Source organism: Enterobacter sp. ZOR0014 (genome assembly GCF_000798855.1).
GTDB classification, from domain to species: Bacteria; Pseudomonadota; Gammaproteobacteria; order Enterobacterales; family Enterobacteriaceae; genus Enterobacter; species Enterobacter kobei.
The window spans coordinates 21,413-34,393 of record NZ_JTLF01000312.1 but is presented as its reverse complement, the minus strand read 5'-3'; the positions used below and the strand labels follow the sequence as shown (position 1 = coordinate 34,393).

The following is a 12,981-nucleotide window of genomic DNA, read 5'->3' as shown; positions in this document are numbered from 1 at the left end:
GCCTGCGCTTCCGGTTTCGCATCCGCTTTCGGTGCTGGTTTAATGTCCAGCAGCTCTACGTCGAAGACCAGCGTGGAGTTAGCCGGGATACCCGGAACGCCCGTTTTGCCGTAGGCCAGATCCGGTGGAATAACCAGCTTGATCTTGCCGCCTTTCTTGATGTTTTTCAGGCCTTCAGTCCAGCCAGGAATCACACCGTCCAGACGGAAGGAGAGCGGCTCACCGCGGGTGTAAGAGTTATCGAACTCTTTACCGTCGATCAGCGTACCTTTGTAGTTTACGACAACAGTATCGCTGTCTTTCGGCGCATCGCCGGTACCTTCTTTCTCAACTTTGTACACCAGGCCAGTAGAGGAAGTCTTCACACCCTTCTCTTTAGCAAAGGTATCGCGGTAGGCTTTGCCTTTCGCTTCGTTGTCTTTCGCGTCCGCTTCCATCTTGGTCTGAGCGGCACCCTTCACGCGTGCTTCGAACGCCTGCAGCGTCTGCTCAATTTCCTGGTCAGACAGCTTGCTCTTATCCGCAAATGCGTCCTGTACGCCTGCGATCAGCTGGGCTTTATCCAGTTTGATGCCCAGTTTCTCTTGTTCTTTCAGAGAGTTTTCCATGTAACGACCCAGAGATGCGCCCAGTGCGTAGGCGGATTTCTGGTCGTCATTTTTGAACGCCGCTTTGCTGTCTGCAGTGGCAGCAGGCTTCGCAGCAGTATCAGCAGCGAATGACAGCGGCGCGTTCAGCGCAACAGCCATCGTCGTCGCCAGCAGCGTTACTTTAAACAGTGATTTCATCCATATCTCCAGGGCCTGGGGACTCTCACCCCAGCGTTAAACGTAAATGAGTGACGTACTATAAAACGTTGCAGAAGAAATCTACAGACAGACACTCCCAATTCTCACCACTTTTCAGACTATTTTTGTTTAAATAAGTTTCTTGCCAGCGGGATAGAGACTGCACTTAAGGATAAACTCAGTTAAACTGCGCCGCCGCTGGACCATCAGGTAAATCAGACATAAACGAGGTGAATGATGAAGGATACAACGATAGAAGCGAGAATGGCTGAGCTGGAAAGCCGCCTGGCTTTTCAGGACATCACCATCGAAGAGCTAAACCAGACCGTCACAGCACATGAACTCGAAATGGCGAAGCTGCGGGATCACATGCGTCTGCTGACGGAAAAGCTAAAGGCAACGCAGCCGTCAAACATTGCCTCTCAGTCTGAAGAGACACCACCACCTCATTATTGAGGCGTAAAAAAAGCGGGGTCACCCGCTTTTTTATTTTCCGCTTAGCGGAATTAGTGGCAACCGCAGCCGCCGTTACCGCAACCACCTTTGCCATGGTCATGACCATGGTCGTGATCGTGGCCGTGACCACCGCAGCAGCCGTCGTGGCCGTGATCGTGGTCATGGTCGTGACCGTGCGCACCGTGAACGTGGCCATGAGCCAGCTCTTCTTCGGTCGCTTCACGGATCGCAACAACTTCTACGTTGAACTTCAGGTTCTGGCCAGCCAGCATGTGGTTGCCGTCAACCACAACGTGGTCGTCTTCAACTTCAGTGATTTCAACAGGCACTGGACCCTGGTCAGTTTCAGCCAGGAAGCGCATGCCAACCTGCAGTTCGTCAACGCCCATGAATACGTCTTTAGGAACGCGCTGAACCAGGTTGTCGTCATACTGACCGTAAGCGTCGTTCGCGCCGACAGCAACGTCGAATTTGTCGCCAACTTCATGACCTTCCAGCGCAGTTTCCAGGCCGGAAATCAGGGAACCGTGGCCATGCAGGTAGTCCAGCGGCGCACTCACCGGAGACTCATCAACCAACACACCGTCTTCTGTACGTACCTGATAGGCCAGGCTGACCACCAGGTCTTTTGCTACTTTCATGATATCTCCTGAGCGTGGGAAAATTGCTGGCGCAGATTGTAGCGGAAATCTGCACCCGTGTACCCTTTAGCTTAAAAAAACTCAGGGCATATCGCTAGTCCGGATGAAAAATGCCGATCACTTGCTCTTCTTTGCGAACATGATCGCGGGCCTCTTTATCGGCCTCACGCATCTGGTGACCACACTTAACACACTCAACGATATCAATATTATTTTCTCGCCACATCGCCAGAGTATCTTGCGCCTGGCAGGACGGGCATTTTGCACCTGCGATAAAGCGTTTACGGACAGCCATCTTTCGTTACCCTTTATTCAAATTCATCCCAGCCATCAAGCTGGCGTCGTTCCTGTTGCATCTCTCGCTGGAAGATCTCCTCCAGCTCGCGACGCGCTTCCCGCACGCGGGAGATCTGCGCCGTGTCGGTATGTACCGGCATCAGTTCGCGCAGCATTCGCATATCCAGCCGACGGAAGTGCATCTGGGCACGTTGCGCCTGATGAGGATGCATGCCCAGCGAGATCAACGCCTTGCGGCCTAACTCCAGCGCACTGGAGAACGTCTCACGGGAGAAGTGTTTCACACCCGCCTGCAACAATTCGTGAGCTTCAACACGTCCCCGGGCACGCGCCAGTATATGCAGGTGCGGGAAGTGCTGTTGACACAGCTCCACCAGTTTCATCGTGTCTTCCGGATCGTTACAGGTGATCACGATGGACTCGGCGGCCTCAGCGCCCGCCGAGCGCAGCAGCTCAAGCTGGGTCGCGTCGCCGTAATACACCTTGTAGCCATATTTACGCATCAGGTTAACCGCACTGATATCGCGTTCCAGCACCGTAATGCGCATCTTATTCGCCATCAACAGGCGACCAATCACCTGCCCGAAGCGGCCAAAGCCCACCACTATCACCTGGGGTTTATCGTCTTCTACCCATGGCGCTTCATCTTCATCGTCCGTCGGGTTTAAGCGGCGCGACAGCAGTTTATCCACCAGCTTCATCAGCAGCGGCGTGGTCATCATCGACAGCGTCACCGTCACCAGCAGCAGCGCCATCTGATCGTCCTTAAACAGCTTCTGAGAGGACGCGGCGGAAAACAGCACAAACGCGAACTCTCCCCCCTGGCTTAACACGCTGGCAAACTGCATACGTTCCGAACTGCGCAACCCGTAAATACGCGCCATGACGTACAGCACCAGCATTTTCACCGCCACCAGGATGGCGACGCTGACCACAACCCAGAGCAGATGGGTATAAAGTACACCGAGATTGAGCGCCATCCCCACCGAAATAAAGAACAACCCTAACAGCAGCCCTTTGAAGGGATCGATGGCAATTTCCAGTTCGTGACGATACTCGCTCTCCGCCAGCAGCACCCCGGCGATAAAAGTACCCAGCGCCATTGATAGCCCCAGCGCGTCCATAAACAGCGCCGAGCCAAGCACCAGCAACAGCGTCGCAGCGGTAAACACTTCACGCACGCCCGATGCGGCAATAAAGCGGAACACCGGACGCAACAAGAAGCGTCCGCCAATCAGCATGCCCGCAAAGGCCAGCACCTTCATGGAAATCTTTGCCCAGTCGAAGCTATCGTCGCCAGAACCCGCCAGCAGCGGCACCAGCGCCAGCGCCGGGATCACCGCTAAATCCTGAAACAGCAGCACCGAAAAGCCCAGCTGCCCGGCTTCATTGCGGTTCATCCCTTTGTCGCGCATCAGCTGCAACGCCATCGCCGTCGAAGACATGGCAAGACCAATCCCGCCTATCACCGCGGCCTGCCAGGAAAAGTGGGTCAGCATTAGCAGGCCAGCCAGAATCGCGGCGCTGAACAACACTTGCGCGGCACCCACGCCAAAGATAGAGCGTCGGAGCTGCCACAATTTAGAGGGATTCAGTTCCAGACCGATGATGAACATCAGGAACACCACACCTAGCTCGGAGAAATGGAGAATTTCATCCACATCGCTGATGAATCCCAGTCCCCAGGGACCAATGGCGATCCCCGCGAGCAAATATCCCAGTACCGCACCGATGCCGAGACGGGCGGCAAGCGGAACCGCGACGACGGCCGCAAATAAAAACAGTACCCCGGCGAGGAGCAAATTCGATCCTTCCATTAACGACCTCCTGCCGGAATCGGCGATGCCAGCCACTCGCCATAAGCTCTGGCGTGGCTGGCCAGTTCTTTCGGATCCTGACGCCGTGCCCAGTAGACAATGATCGGGCTCATCCAGTGCATACGGCACATCGCCGCCGTCAGCTCGAATGGCCGCAGGATATCGCTCATCGGATAACGGTTCAGCCCGTCGTGACGGTAAGCACTTTCGGGTTCACCGGTGGTGATCACGCTACGCCAGTACTTTCCCGCCAGCTGGTTTCCCCCCACCCCACTGGAGAAGCCGCGGCTCAGCACGCGGTCCAGCCACTCTTTCAGCAGTGCCGGACAGCTATAGGTATAAAGCGGGTGCTGGAACACAATCACGTCATGCTGACGCAGCAGTTCCTGCTCGTACGGAATATCAATAAAGAAATCAGGATAGTGCGCGTAGAGATCGTGCACCGTAACGTTACTGAGCTGTGTAGCCGGCTTAAGCAGCACCCGGTTCGCCACCGAGTCCTGAGATTCCGGATGGGCATACAGCAGCAGCACTTTCGCTGTCTGAGACATCATTCCCCTCCCGGTCGTGTTTCTGTTTTTGTGTATCGTTGTTGTTTTGGGCTACCATGGCGGCCCGGTGCGGAAAATGGCCCACACCTTACATTATCATAATGACAAATTAACATAGTCGGAACATACGGCGCTTCTATGATTGTTTTCTCCTCGTTACAAATTCGTCGCGGCGTGCGCGTTCTGCTCGATAACGCCACTGCTACCATCAACCCGGGCCAAAAAGTGGGTCTGGTCGGCAAAAACGGCTGTGGCAAATCCACGCTGCTGGCGCTGCTGAAAAACGAGATTAGCGCGGATGGCGGAAGCTTTACTTATCCGGGAAACTGGCAGCTCGCCTGGGTGAACCAGGAAACGCCTGCCCTGAGCGAACCGGCCCTCGACTATGTTATCGACGGCGACCGAGAATACCGCAAACTCGAAGCGGAACTCCACGCCGCCAACGAGCGCAACGACGGTCACGCCATCGCCACCGTTCATGGCAAGCTGGACGCCATCGACGCGTGGACCATTCGCTCCCGCGCCTCCAGCCTGCTGCACGGCCTGGGCTTCAGCAATGAACAGCTGGAACGCCCGGTCAGCGACTTCTCCGGTGGCTGGCGTATGCGCCTCAACCTGGCGCAGGCGCTGATCTGCCGTTCTGATCTTTTGCTACTCGATGAACCGACTAACCACCTCGATCTCGATGCGGTTATTTGGCTGGAGAAGTGGCTTAAGAGCTATCAGGGCACTCTGATTCTGATCTCCCACGACCGCGACTTCCTCGATCCGGTGGTGGATAAAATCATTCATATCGAACAGCAAACGATGTTCGAATATACCGGCAACTACAGCTCTTTCGAGCGCCAGCGCGCGACGCGCCTGGCCCAGCAGCAGGCGATGTACGAAAGCCAGCAGCAGCGCGTGGCGCACCTGCAAAGCTTTGTGGATCGCTTTAAGGCCAAAGCCTCTAAAGCCAAGCAGGCCCAGAGCCGCATCAAGATGCTGGAACGCATGGAGATGATTGCCCCGGCGCACGTCGATAACCCGTTCCACTTCAATTTCCGCGAACCGGAAAGCCTGCCGAATCCACTGCTGAAAATGGAAAAAGTGAGCGCGGGCTATGGCGATCGCATTATTCTCGACTCCATCAAGCTCAACCTGGTGCCGGGTTCACGTATCGGTCTGCTGGGGCGTAACGGCGCCGGTAAATCAACGCTAATCAAACTCCTGGCGGGCGAACTTAACCCGGTCAGCGGCGAAATCGGCCTGGCGAAAGGCATTAAGCTTGGCTATTTCGCTCAGCATCAGCTGGAATTTTTACGCGCGGATGAATCGCCTATCCAGCACCTTGCGCGTCTGGCACCGCAGGAGATGGAGCAGAAGCTGCGCGATTACCTCGGCGGCTTCGGCTTCCAGGGCGATAAAGTCACCGAAAACACCGAGCGTTTCTCCGGCGGTGAAAAAGCCCGCCTGGTACTGGCGCTGATCGTCTGGCAGCGCCCGAACCTGCTGCTGCTCGATGAACCGACCAACCACCTGGATCTCGACATGCGTCAGGCGCTGACCGAAGCGCTGATTGAGTTCGAAGGCGCGCTGGTGGTGGTCTCGCACGATCGTCACCTGATCCGCTCCACCACAGACGATCTCTACCTGGTGCATGATGGCAAAGTTGAACCGTTCGACGGCGATCTGGAAGACTACCAGCAGTGGCTGACGGACGTGCAGAAGCAGGAAAACCAGCCGGACGAGTCGGCGAAAGACAATGCCAACAGCGCGCAGGCGCGTAAAGACCAGAAGCGCCGCGAAGCGGAGCTGCGCACCCAGACTCAGCCGCTGCGTAAAGAGATTGCCCGTCTGGAAAAAGAGATGGAGAAGCTCAACGCCACGCTTGCCACCGTTGAAGAGAAGCTGGGCGACAGCGGCCTGTACGATCAAAGCCGTAAAGCGGAGCTGACGGATTGCCTGCAAACGCAGGCAAAGACCAAATCGAGCCTCGAAGCGTGCGAAATGGCGTGGCTGGACGCGCAGGAACAGCTGGAAGCGATGCTGCAGGCCGACTAACACACCGGGAGGGTTATGCGTTTCGATACCACGAGCGAGATTACATTCCGCAAACTCAGCATCTTCATGACCTTCATGGAGAAAGGGAATATCGCCCGTACCGCCGAAACGCTCGGGCTGAGCGGTGTCAGCGTGCACCGCGCGCTGCACACGCTGGAAGAGAACGTGCGCTGCCCGCTTTTTACCCACAAGGGGCGCAATCTGATTGCGCTGCCTTCCGCCTGGACGCTGCTGGAATATTGCCAGGAAGTCATGCAGGTGATGGAGCGCGGGCTGGAAGATTCGCGCAAAATCGCCGGTATCGGCCAGGGTCGGTTGCGCGTCGGTACGCTCTACTCGCTCACCCTGGAAACCGTACCGCGCCTGATTATGGGCATGAAATTACGCCGTCCGGATCTGGAGATGGATCTGACGATGGGCTCTAACGACACGTTGCTACACATGCTGGACGAAGGGTCGCTGGACGCCATATTGATCTCCATCTCCGAAAGCGATATCGACCGTAACAGCCTCGAAGTACTGCCCCTGTTTCACGACGACATTTTCCTTGCCGCGCCCGCGTCTGCGTCCCTCAACACCGGCGAGCTGGCCGACCTGCGTGATTATAAAGATCAGAAATTCGTCGCGCTGGCAGAAGGGTTCGCCACCTACGCCGGGTTCCAGGAAGCGTTCCACATCGCCGGATTCGAGCCGGAAATCGTCACGCGCGTGAATGACATTTTCTCGATGCTGAGCCTGGTGCAGGCGGGCGTCGGCTTTACGCTGATGCCGGGCAGGATGAAGAAGGTGTATGAAAATTCGGTGCAGCTATTGAAGTTGGCGGAACCGTACCAGATGCAGCAGCTGATTGCGATTGTCTTTGCCCGCAACCGCGAGCAGGATCCGAGCCTGCGCGCACTGGCCGCCGAAGGGCGGATGTATGCGCGCAGCCTCACGGCAGATACCTCGGCCCCGTAAGCGGGGTGCATTCCCCCTGTTCCAGGGTTCACTAAAACTGAACGCCACGTTTGACTTATCATCCGTTATCTCTGAATATCCACAAAAACAATATGGCTTAAAGCAGGAACAGGATGTTCACACTCTACATGAAGTGGGATGCTGGCTGTGATTTAGCACCGGCTGATATTCAGTTCATCCTCACGCCACGCGATGCACTGGAAATGGCGAGCGTATTTTACGAACTGGACTATCTAAAATATGCCCCTCGAACCCGTTTTCAACATTTCACCATCCCCAAACGTCGTGACGGCGTATACCACCGCTTCGCGGCGCAACCATACAACCGCAAGCACCACACGGAATACGACGGCCTTTATGATGAAGTAAAATGGAATCTTGAGCAGGGTTGGATGGTTGGCGTAAACACCGCAGAGAAGTGGGACCGTTTCCGCAACCCCTTCTTCTTCGATGACGACGGTAATCTGGTTTATGACTGTTTCATGGACAGCTATAGCGACAGTTTCCAGCGGGAAGTACGGAATATTTACGAACATTGCCTGAACGCACACCTGGGACGAAAACCTGCTCCGACCATTAAACAGTATAATTCCGATGCTCCCGTACAGCACGCACAGGCCACCAAAACCATCAACAGCAAAGCAGCCGGACGATTACTAGCGGCAGGTGGAATCTACAACGGCAACATTGAAGGCTTTAGGCAAACAGCGGAACAACTTGGTGGAGATGCACCAGCAGGTTACGATCAAGTGATGGAAAACAAAGGTATTATCATGGCCGGCGCTTCTGTTGCCGCTGGCTTTGGCCTGGGTCGGTTAGGAACAATAAGTGGATTATCAAACTACAGCAAAATACCGTCGTTTGCATCGCCATATGCCAATGGATTCACAACTGAATCAGGATCATTAATCAATGCCGAACACGCCGTTGTAGATTACAGAAAACTGTCAACTTACTCTTTAGATGTTACCCATCCAATTGGGGGGCATAAGGCGAGAGTATTTCAGTCGGCGCTGGGTTATAACCCGACAAATTCAGATGTGTTAGCCAGTAGAATCCGCGAGAGCATATTAACCACCCCAGCTAAAGTTTTGGAAGCGAACCAGTACGGGCAGCGAATGGCTGTAGACATGCCGATATTAGGCATTAACGGTGAGACGGTGATAGTGCGCAGCGGTTGGATTTATGAACCTGATGCCGTCGTTCCACGCATGACGACGATTTTTGTTAAGTGAGATACAGATTATGAGAAGAGAAGAATTTGAAGTGGTAGTGTTAGCGGAAGATTTGCCGGAGGAAGGGTTAACTAAAGGCATGCTGGGTGCCATAGTATTAGTACATGAAAAACCCCATCTGGCTTATATGGTTGAATTTGTTGATGATGATGGGCGAACTATTGCGATGCCTTCACTGTTACCCAGCCAGGTGGCAGATTATATCCAACCGAACTGAGAGGCAGGAACAATTGGGGAAGTGCTCAACAGAAACTGAACGCCACGTTTGACTTATCATCCGTTATCTCTGAATACCCACAAAATAACATGGATTAAACCAGGAGTAGGATGTTTACACTCAACAGGAATTGGGATGTTGAATATCATTTGGCGGCGGGTAGTATTGACAACTGCAACATTTAAGGTTCAGACAAACAGTAAAAAGATTAAAGGGCTATATGGGAAAATAAAAACAATCTTGATGACGGAGGAACAAATACCTTTGAAAACCTAACGCTGATACAAAGTTCGCCCTATAATTACACGCTTTCAAAGGCCCAGGGCACAATAACTAAAGTTCTTCCCTATAATGAAAGCGCAAAAGTGTTATGGCCTGCTCCAAAAGATGTAATTTATCCCGCTGGCATTAAGGAGAAGAAATGAAGGATACCGATGAATTGTTAGGCATATTCAAGACCCTAATGACTGCTGATAACTACCCGATAGCCAATCCTGTCCATCCTGCCGTGATGGCAGATCTCATGCGCAATGCTCCACCCGCCGAATGGGGTAGTCAGAAAAGAACGGTTTACGAGGATATACAGCGCCTGATGGTTACCCGACCTGACTACCTGAATATGTTCAACATTATGGATGGTCTGGAGTATAACGGACTGACTTTATATAACATAGTTCAGGCAGAAAATGGTGTGCCATTATGGTCAAATATCTACATCCGCAACGTTGATACACGCACCGATGAAATCTATCTTGATCAGAATCTCACTGATAAGGTGCTCATTGGTGAGGATGGTATATCCGTTATTGTCTACAGTTTCGCTGATGATTGCTTTCAGATCCGTGATAAAGTCTCAACGGATTATGTAATAGAATCACATAACCAATTTCACGGATTGTTATCCGCACTAATTGATACGGTGAATTAATATGCGTCAAATCTCAAACTGGCAGGATCCACGAAAAACGACCAGTAGTTGTGCGTGAAAACGTGGAAAATACCTGATGTGAATATACTGAGTAGTGGGGGCTGAAATGATAAATGAAATAAAGAAAACGTTAACCAATATTATTAGCATACTGCGCTCAAACAATGAGAATGCATGGGCCAAAACCTTTGAGACACTTGGTAGTGAACTTGACGTCGACTGTGAAGCTTCAATATTCGCATTAAAAAAAGTTTACGGTGGAATGGGATCATTTAACGATATTGTTCTTCACAAAAATGGGCAACCGCTCCGTAAAGAAAATGACGAACTGGAAGATTTGAGCCATAGGCTTTACCAGCAACTTGAGCAGGCAATCGATTTAATAAAAAAAGGTGTTTACCCTAACACTCGTCATCAGCGTCGCTGACGCATGCTCAGGGAGATTTCTACCCTGAGCTATAAGTGCCAAACTTACCTTACGTTTTTCGAAAGCGCCGCCGGGCAAAACTCACCGCTGAAGCCGACCCGCCAGATGCACCGCCACATCCACCCCGCTGCGTTCCAGCGAAATGGATTCCCCTTCCCACGCCGCCTGTCGCGTTAAGCAGGTCAGCACGCCGCCGGGCGGCATCTCAATAGCCAGCCGCGCATCGCGTTCATTCGCGGATATCACCGCCTCCTGCCAGCGCACGGTACGCGCCATGTTCATCGCCAGATCGTCGGTAATTTTTTCCGGCTGCCAGAGCACGCGTCCGGTACTGCCGCTCAGATACGCGCAGCGTGGGCGTGAAAGCGTGACCGATTCAAACGCTGCCGCCAGCTTCTGCGCCGGGTCCGCCAGCAGTGCGCAGTGCGACGGCACGCTGACCGCCAGCCGTTTGGCCTTGCTCGCCCCTTTCGCCAGCGCCCGCTCGGCTACCTGCGCCATCCCTTCATCGGAGCCGGCAATTACAATCTGCGTTTCGGCGTTCAGGTTCGCGATATACGTGCCCGTGCCTTCGATAAGCTGTTCCACCTGCGACAGGGTCAACCCCATAATCGCCGTCAGGCCATAGCCGTGCGGATATGCCTGCTCCATCAGATCGCCGCGCAATGCAACCAGCTTAAGGGCGTCGGTAAATTCCAGTGCACCAGCCATCACTGCTGCCGGGTACGCGCCAATCGACAAACCGCTCACAATGTCCGGCGTCACACCGCGCCGTTCAAGCTCGCGTGCCCAGGCCACGCCTGAAATCAACAGACAAAGTTGAACCGCGCGGGTGTGGCGTAACGAGGCTGCACTGTCCAGCGTATCGACTTCGCTTCCCAGTACCTTACGCGCCTGAGCCAGCGCCGTTCCCGGCAGGTTATGCAGCATACCTTCATGCTGCGTGCCCTGCCCCGGAAAGGTAAACAGTATTTTCATTACTCCTCCCTGCGCCACGGATCCGTTACCAGACGCGGTCCGCGGCGGGTTTTCAGCAGCGTTTTGCCGTCGCGCAGCCACTCCGCCAGCGCGAATCCCCCTTCGGGTGTATCGACCTGCGTATCCGCCCGGCACAATGCATGGCCGAGCTGCGACTGCCATGCGGTAAACGCATCAGGGGAAATCGGCTGAGGGGCGCGGATCAACAGGTCGAGATCGCTGTCGGCGTGGATAACCGGAATACCGGTCGCCAGTGCATAGCCAGTGCTGCCGGTAATGCCCCACGACCATGGCCACAGCTGCTGAGAAAGTTGTAGCGCCACCTGTACCGGTGGCTGCGTCACAAAGGGCGAGCGCAGCAGATCCGCCGTTACGCTCAGTGATTCGGGTGACACCACACGCGTTACGTGTTCTGGTTTCACCCATCCGGCCGCCCGCTGGTCGCGGCGCAGGCCGCGCACGCCAACGGGAATACGGCCAGCGTTATCAACATCACGCCGCACTACGACCGGCAAACCGGTATGCCAGGCCGCCTCCACCCAGTCGTCGGTGATGCCTTCCAGCGCGTCTCGCGCGGTAAGCCAGATGAGGTCATGGGGGCGTAATGTTGTGGTCATGATTACATTCCTGAAGTCAGCGAGATAAACAGCGGCAGCGACAGGATACACAGTACGGAGCTTAACAGCAGTACGGCTTCCGCATCCGGAGACTGCACGCCAAAGCGGTTACCGAACACCACACCGAAGAAGCCCGCAGAAAGCGCAATCATCAGGATAGCGGTGATCGCCACGGAACCGTGCAGACCAAAGAGTAAAACGATACCCCAGGCAATCGCAGGCTGAATCAGCAGCTTGGCGATAGTTGACGTGATCACCATGGTGTTGATCTGCAGCTTACGGGCAGAGAGGATCACCCCGGTCAGGAACAGCGCTGCAGCGGTCGCGGACAGCCCCAGCGGTTTAATCGCCGCCAGCACCAGTTCCGGCATTTTGATACCGATGGCGGACAAAATGACACCCAGCAGCGGGCCCATCACGATCGGTTTTTTAATCGAACGCCACATCAGCACCGGCAGCATGGAGAGCGTTGAGCCAGAGTTATTCCCTTCGGTGCGCGCTTTTTCACGTTCCAGAATGAGCAGGCAGAACGGGGTCATCAGCACCGAACCGCAGGCGATGGAGACCGCAACTGACAGTGATGTCGATGAACCTTCACCCAGCACGCTGCCCAGAATAGGCAGGCCGAGCGCCGCATAGTTTGGCAGGGCGACGGTCAGCGTCAGCACAGCGGCATCCTGAGGCGATTTTTTAAAGACGCCGGTGGCGAGGAAGTAGATGGCCGCATAGGTTATCCACATCGCCAGGGTCAGTACCAGAATCAGCGGCGACTGGGCCACAATGCCGGTCCACGGCGTTTGCACGGTGGCGCTGAACAGCGCGGCAGGCAGTGCAAAATCCATCACGAAAATATTAAGCAGGGAAACGTTTTTGTTATCGACCATCTTTGCCTTACCGGCCCAGAATCCCAGCAGCATGATGACGAAAATCGGTGCAAGAGCATGAACAATTACGTAAGTCATAATTCACCTGTAGTAAAAAAGTTTAAGCACTGGCGCGATGATTATTATTTTCAGGATGCAGGTTCCC

The 12,981-nt window shown here is 54.3% G+C and carries 15 protein-coding genes; 7 read left to right on the top strand and 8 right to left on the bottom strand.

The features are described 5' to 3' along the window. On the bottom strand, positions 1–788 hold a 788-nt coding region (gene fkpA, locus L977_RS17445; RefSeq protein ID WP_047626375.1), incomplete at its 3' end, for an FKBP-type peptidyl-prolyl cis-trans isomerase. A 237-nt stretch (positions 789–1,025) separates the two neighbouring features. On the opposite strand from fkpA, the gene L977_RS17440 reads away from it, so the two are divergent. After that, on the top strand, positions 1,026–1,244 hold the full coding sequence (locus L977_RS17440; protein WP_008503009.1) for a protein SlyX: 219 nt from the start codon (positions 1,026–1,028) through the stop codon (positions 1,242–1,244). 50 nt (positions 1,245–1,294) lie between these two features. On the opposite strand, the gene slyD is transcribed toward L977_RS17440, so the two are convergent. From slyD to kefG, 4 genes are all read right to left on the bottom strand, one after another. After that, positions 1,295–1,885, bottom strand: a complete 591-nt coding sequence (slyD, locus tag L977_RS17435) for a peptidylprolyl isomerase (protein WP_014885491.1) — start codon at positions 1,883–1,885, stop codon at positions 1,295–1,297. A gap of 94 nt (positions 1,886–1,979) precedes the next feature. Continuing rightward, the gene (locus tag L977_RS17430; RefSeq protein ID WP_003861689.1) at positions 1,980–2,180 is read right to left on the bottom strand and encodes a YheV family putative zinc ribbon protein; all 201 of its coding nucleotides are present in this window, start codon (positions 2,178–2,180) and stop codon (positions 1,980–1,982) included. Between the two features lie 13 nt (positions 2,181–2,193). Next, positions 2,194–3,999, bottom strand: coding sequence for a glutathione-regulated potassium-efflux system protein KefB (kefB, locus tag L977_RS17425; RefSeq protein ID WP_014885492.1), 1,806 nt, complete (start codon positions 3,997–3,999; stop codon positions 2,194–2,196). Then, on the bottom strand, positions 3,999–4,550 hold the full coding sequence (kefG, locus tag L977_RS17420; RefSeq protein WP_014885493.1) for a glutathione-regulated potassium-efflux system ancillary protein KefG: 552 nt from the start codon (positions 4,548–4,550) through the stop codon (positions 3,999–4,001). Before kefG ends, kefB begins: the two co-directional genes overlap by 1 nt. Positions 4,551–4,688: 138 nt before the next feature. On the opposite strand from kefG, the gene L977_RS17415 reads away from it, so the two are divergent. From L977_RS17415 to L977_RS17390, 6 genes are all read left to right on the top strand, one after another. Beyond that, positions 4,689–6,593 carry an ABC transporter ATP-binding protein gene (locus L977_RS17415; protein WP_023331460.1) on the top strand — a complete coding sequence of 635 codons (1,905 nt, stop codon included), beginning with the start codon at positions 4,689–4,691 and terminating at the stop codon, positions 6,591–6,593. Positions 6,594–6,608: 15 nt separating this feature from the next. Continuing rightward, the gene (locus tag L977_RS17410) at positions 6,609–7,550 is read left to right on the top strand and encodes a LysR substrate-binding domain-containing protein (RefSeq protein ID WP_047626374.1); all 942 of its coding nucleotides are present in this window, start codon (positions 6,609–6,611) and stop codon (positions 7,548–7,550) included. Positions 7,551–7,663: 113 nt separating this feature from the next. Beyond that, positions 7,664–8,785 carry a DUF6883 domain-containing protein gene (locus L977_RS17405; RefSeq protein ID WP_047626372.1) on the top strand — a complete coding sequence of 374 codons (1,122 nt, stop codon included), beginning with the start codon at positions 7,664–7,666 and terminating at the stop codon, positions 8,783–8,785. 10 nt (positions 8,786–8,795) lie between these two features. Continuing rightward, positions 8,796–9,002, top strand: a complete 207-nt coding sequence (locus L977_RS17400; RefSeq protein WP_047626370.1) for a DUF4926 domain-containing protein — start codon at positions 8,796–8,798, stop codon at positions 9,000–9,002. A gap of 421 nt (positions 9,003–9,423) precedes the next feature. Beyond that, positions 9,424–9,930, top strand: coding sequence for a YrhA family protein (locus L977_RS17395; protein WP_047626369.1), 507 nt, complete (start codon positions 9,424–9,426; stop codon positions 9,928–9,930). 106 nt (positions 9,931–10,036) lie between these two features. Continuing rightward, entirely contained in the window at positions 10,037–10,357 is a 321-nt protein-coding gene (locus L977_RS17390; RefSeq protein ID WP_047626367.1) for a DUF6966 domain-containing protein, read from the top strand. 81 nt (positions 10,358–10,438) lie between these two features. On the opposite strand, the gene mdcH is transcribed toward L977_RS17390, so the two are convergent. Genes mdcH through L977_RS17375 form a run of 3 tightly spaced genes read right to left on the bottom strand, consistent with a single transcriptional unit; the run spans position 10,439 to position 12,914 of the window. After that, positions 10,439–11,335, bottom strand: coding sequence for a malonate decarboxylase subunit epsilon (mdcH, locus tag L977_RS17385; protein ID WP_047626365.1), 897 nt, complete (start codon positions 11,333–11,335; stop codon positions 10,439–10,441). Continuing rightward, positions 11,335–11,952 carry a malonate decarboxylase holo-ACP synthase gene (locus L977_RS17380; RefSeq protein WP_047626364.1) on the bottom strand — a complete coding sequence of 206 codons (618 nt, stop codon included), beginning with the start codon at positions 11,950–11,952 and terminating at the stop codon, positions 11,335–11,337. The genes mdcH and L977_RS17380 overlap by 1 nt, the downstream gene beginning before the upstream one ends. 2 nt (positions 11,953–11,954) lie before the next feature. Next, entirely contained in the window at positions 11,955–12,914 is a 960-nt protein-coding gene (locus L977_RS17375) for an AEC family transporter (protein WP_023331468.1), read from the bottom strand. Positions 12,915–12,981 lie beyond the last annotated feature (67 nt).

Coding starts and splice junctions, on each gene's coding strand:
- L977_RS17390 (WP_047626367.1), top strand. CDS start 10,037: ATGATAAATGAAATAAAGAAAACGTTAACCAATATTATTAGCATACTG.
- L977_RS17405 (WP_047626372.1), top strand. CDS start 7,664: ATGTTCACACTCTACATGAAGTGGGATGCTGGCTGTGATTTAGCACCG.
- mdcH (WP_047626365.1), bottom strand. CDS start 11,335: ATGAAAATACTGTTTACCTTTCCGGGGCAGGGCACGCAGCATGAAGGT.
- L977_RS17400 (WP_047626370.1), top strand. CDS start 8,796: ATGAGAAGAGAAGAATTTGAAGTGGTAGTGTTAGCGGAAGATTTGCCG.
- L977_RS17440 (WP_008503009.1), top strand. CDS start 1,026: ATGAAGGATACAACGATAGAAGCGAGAATGGCTGAGCTGGAAAGCCGC.
- kefG (WP_014885493.1), bottom strand. CDS start 4,550: ATGTCTCAGACAGCGAAAGTGCTGCTGCTGTATGCCCATCCGGAATCT.
- L977_RS17375 (WP_023331468.1), bottom strand. CDS start 12,914: ATGACTTACGTAATTGTTCATGCTCTTGCACCGATTTTCGTCATCATG.
- kefB (WP_014885492.1), bottom strand. CDS start 3,999: ATGGAAGGATCGAATTTGCTCCTCGCCGGGGTACTGTTTTTATTTGCG.
- L977_RS17380 (WP_047626364.1), bottom strand. CDS start 11,952: ATGACCACAACATTACGCCCCCATGACCTCATCTGGCTTACCGCGCGA.
- slyD (WP_014885491.1), bottom strand. CDS start 1,885: ATGAAAGTAGCAAAAGACCTGGTGGTCAGCCTGGCCTATCAGGTACGT.
- L977_RS17430 (WP_003861689.1), bottom strand. CDS start 2,180: ATGGCTGTCCGTAAACGCTTTATCGCAGGTGCAAAATGCCCGTCCTGC.
- L977_RS17415 (WP_023331460.1), top strand. CDS start 4,689: ATGATTGTTTTCTCCTCGTTACAAATTCGTCGCGGCGTGCGCGTTCTG.
- L977_RS17395 (WP_047626369.1), top strand. CDS start 9,424: ATGAAGGATACCGATGAATTGTTAGGCATATTCAAGACCCTAATGACT.
- L977_RS17410 (WP_047626374.1), top strand. CDS start 6,609: ATGCGTTTCGATACCACGAGCGAGATTACATTCCGCAAACTCAGCATC.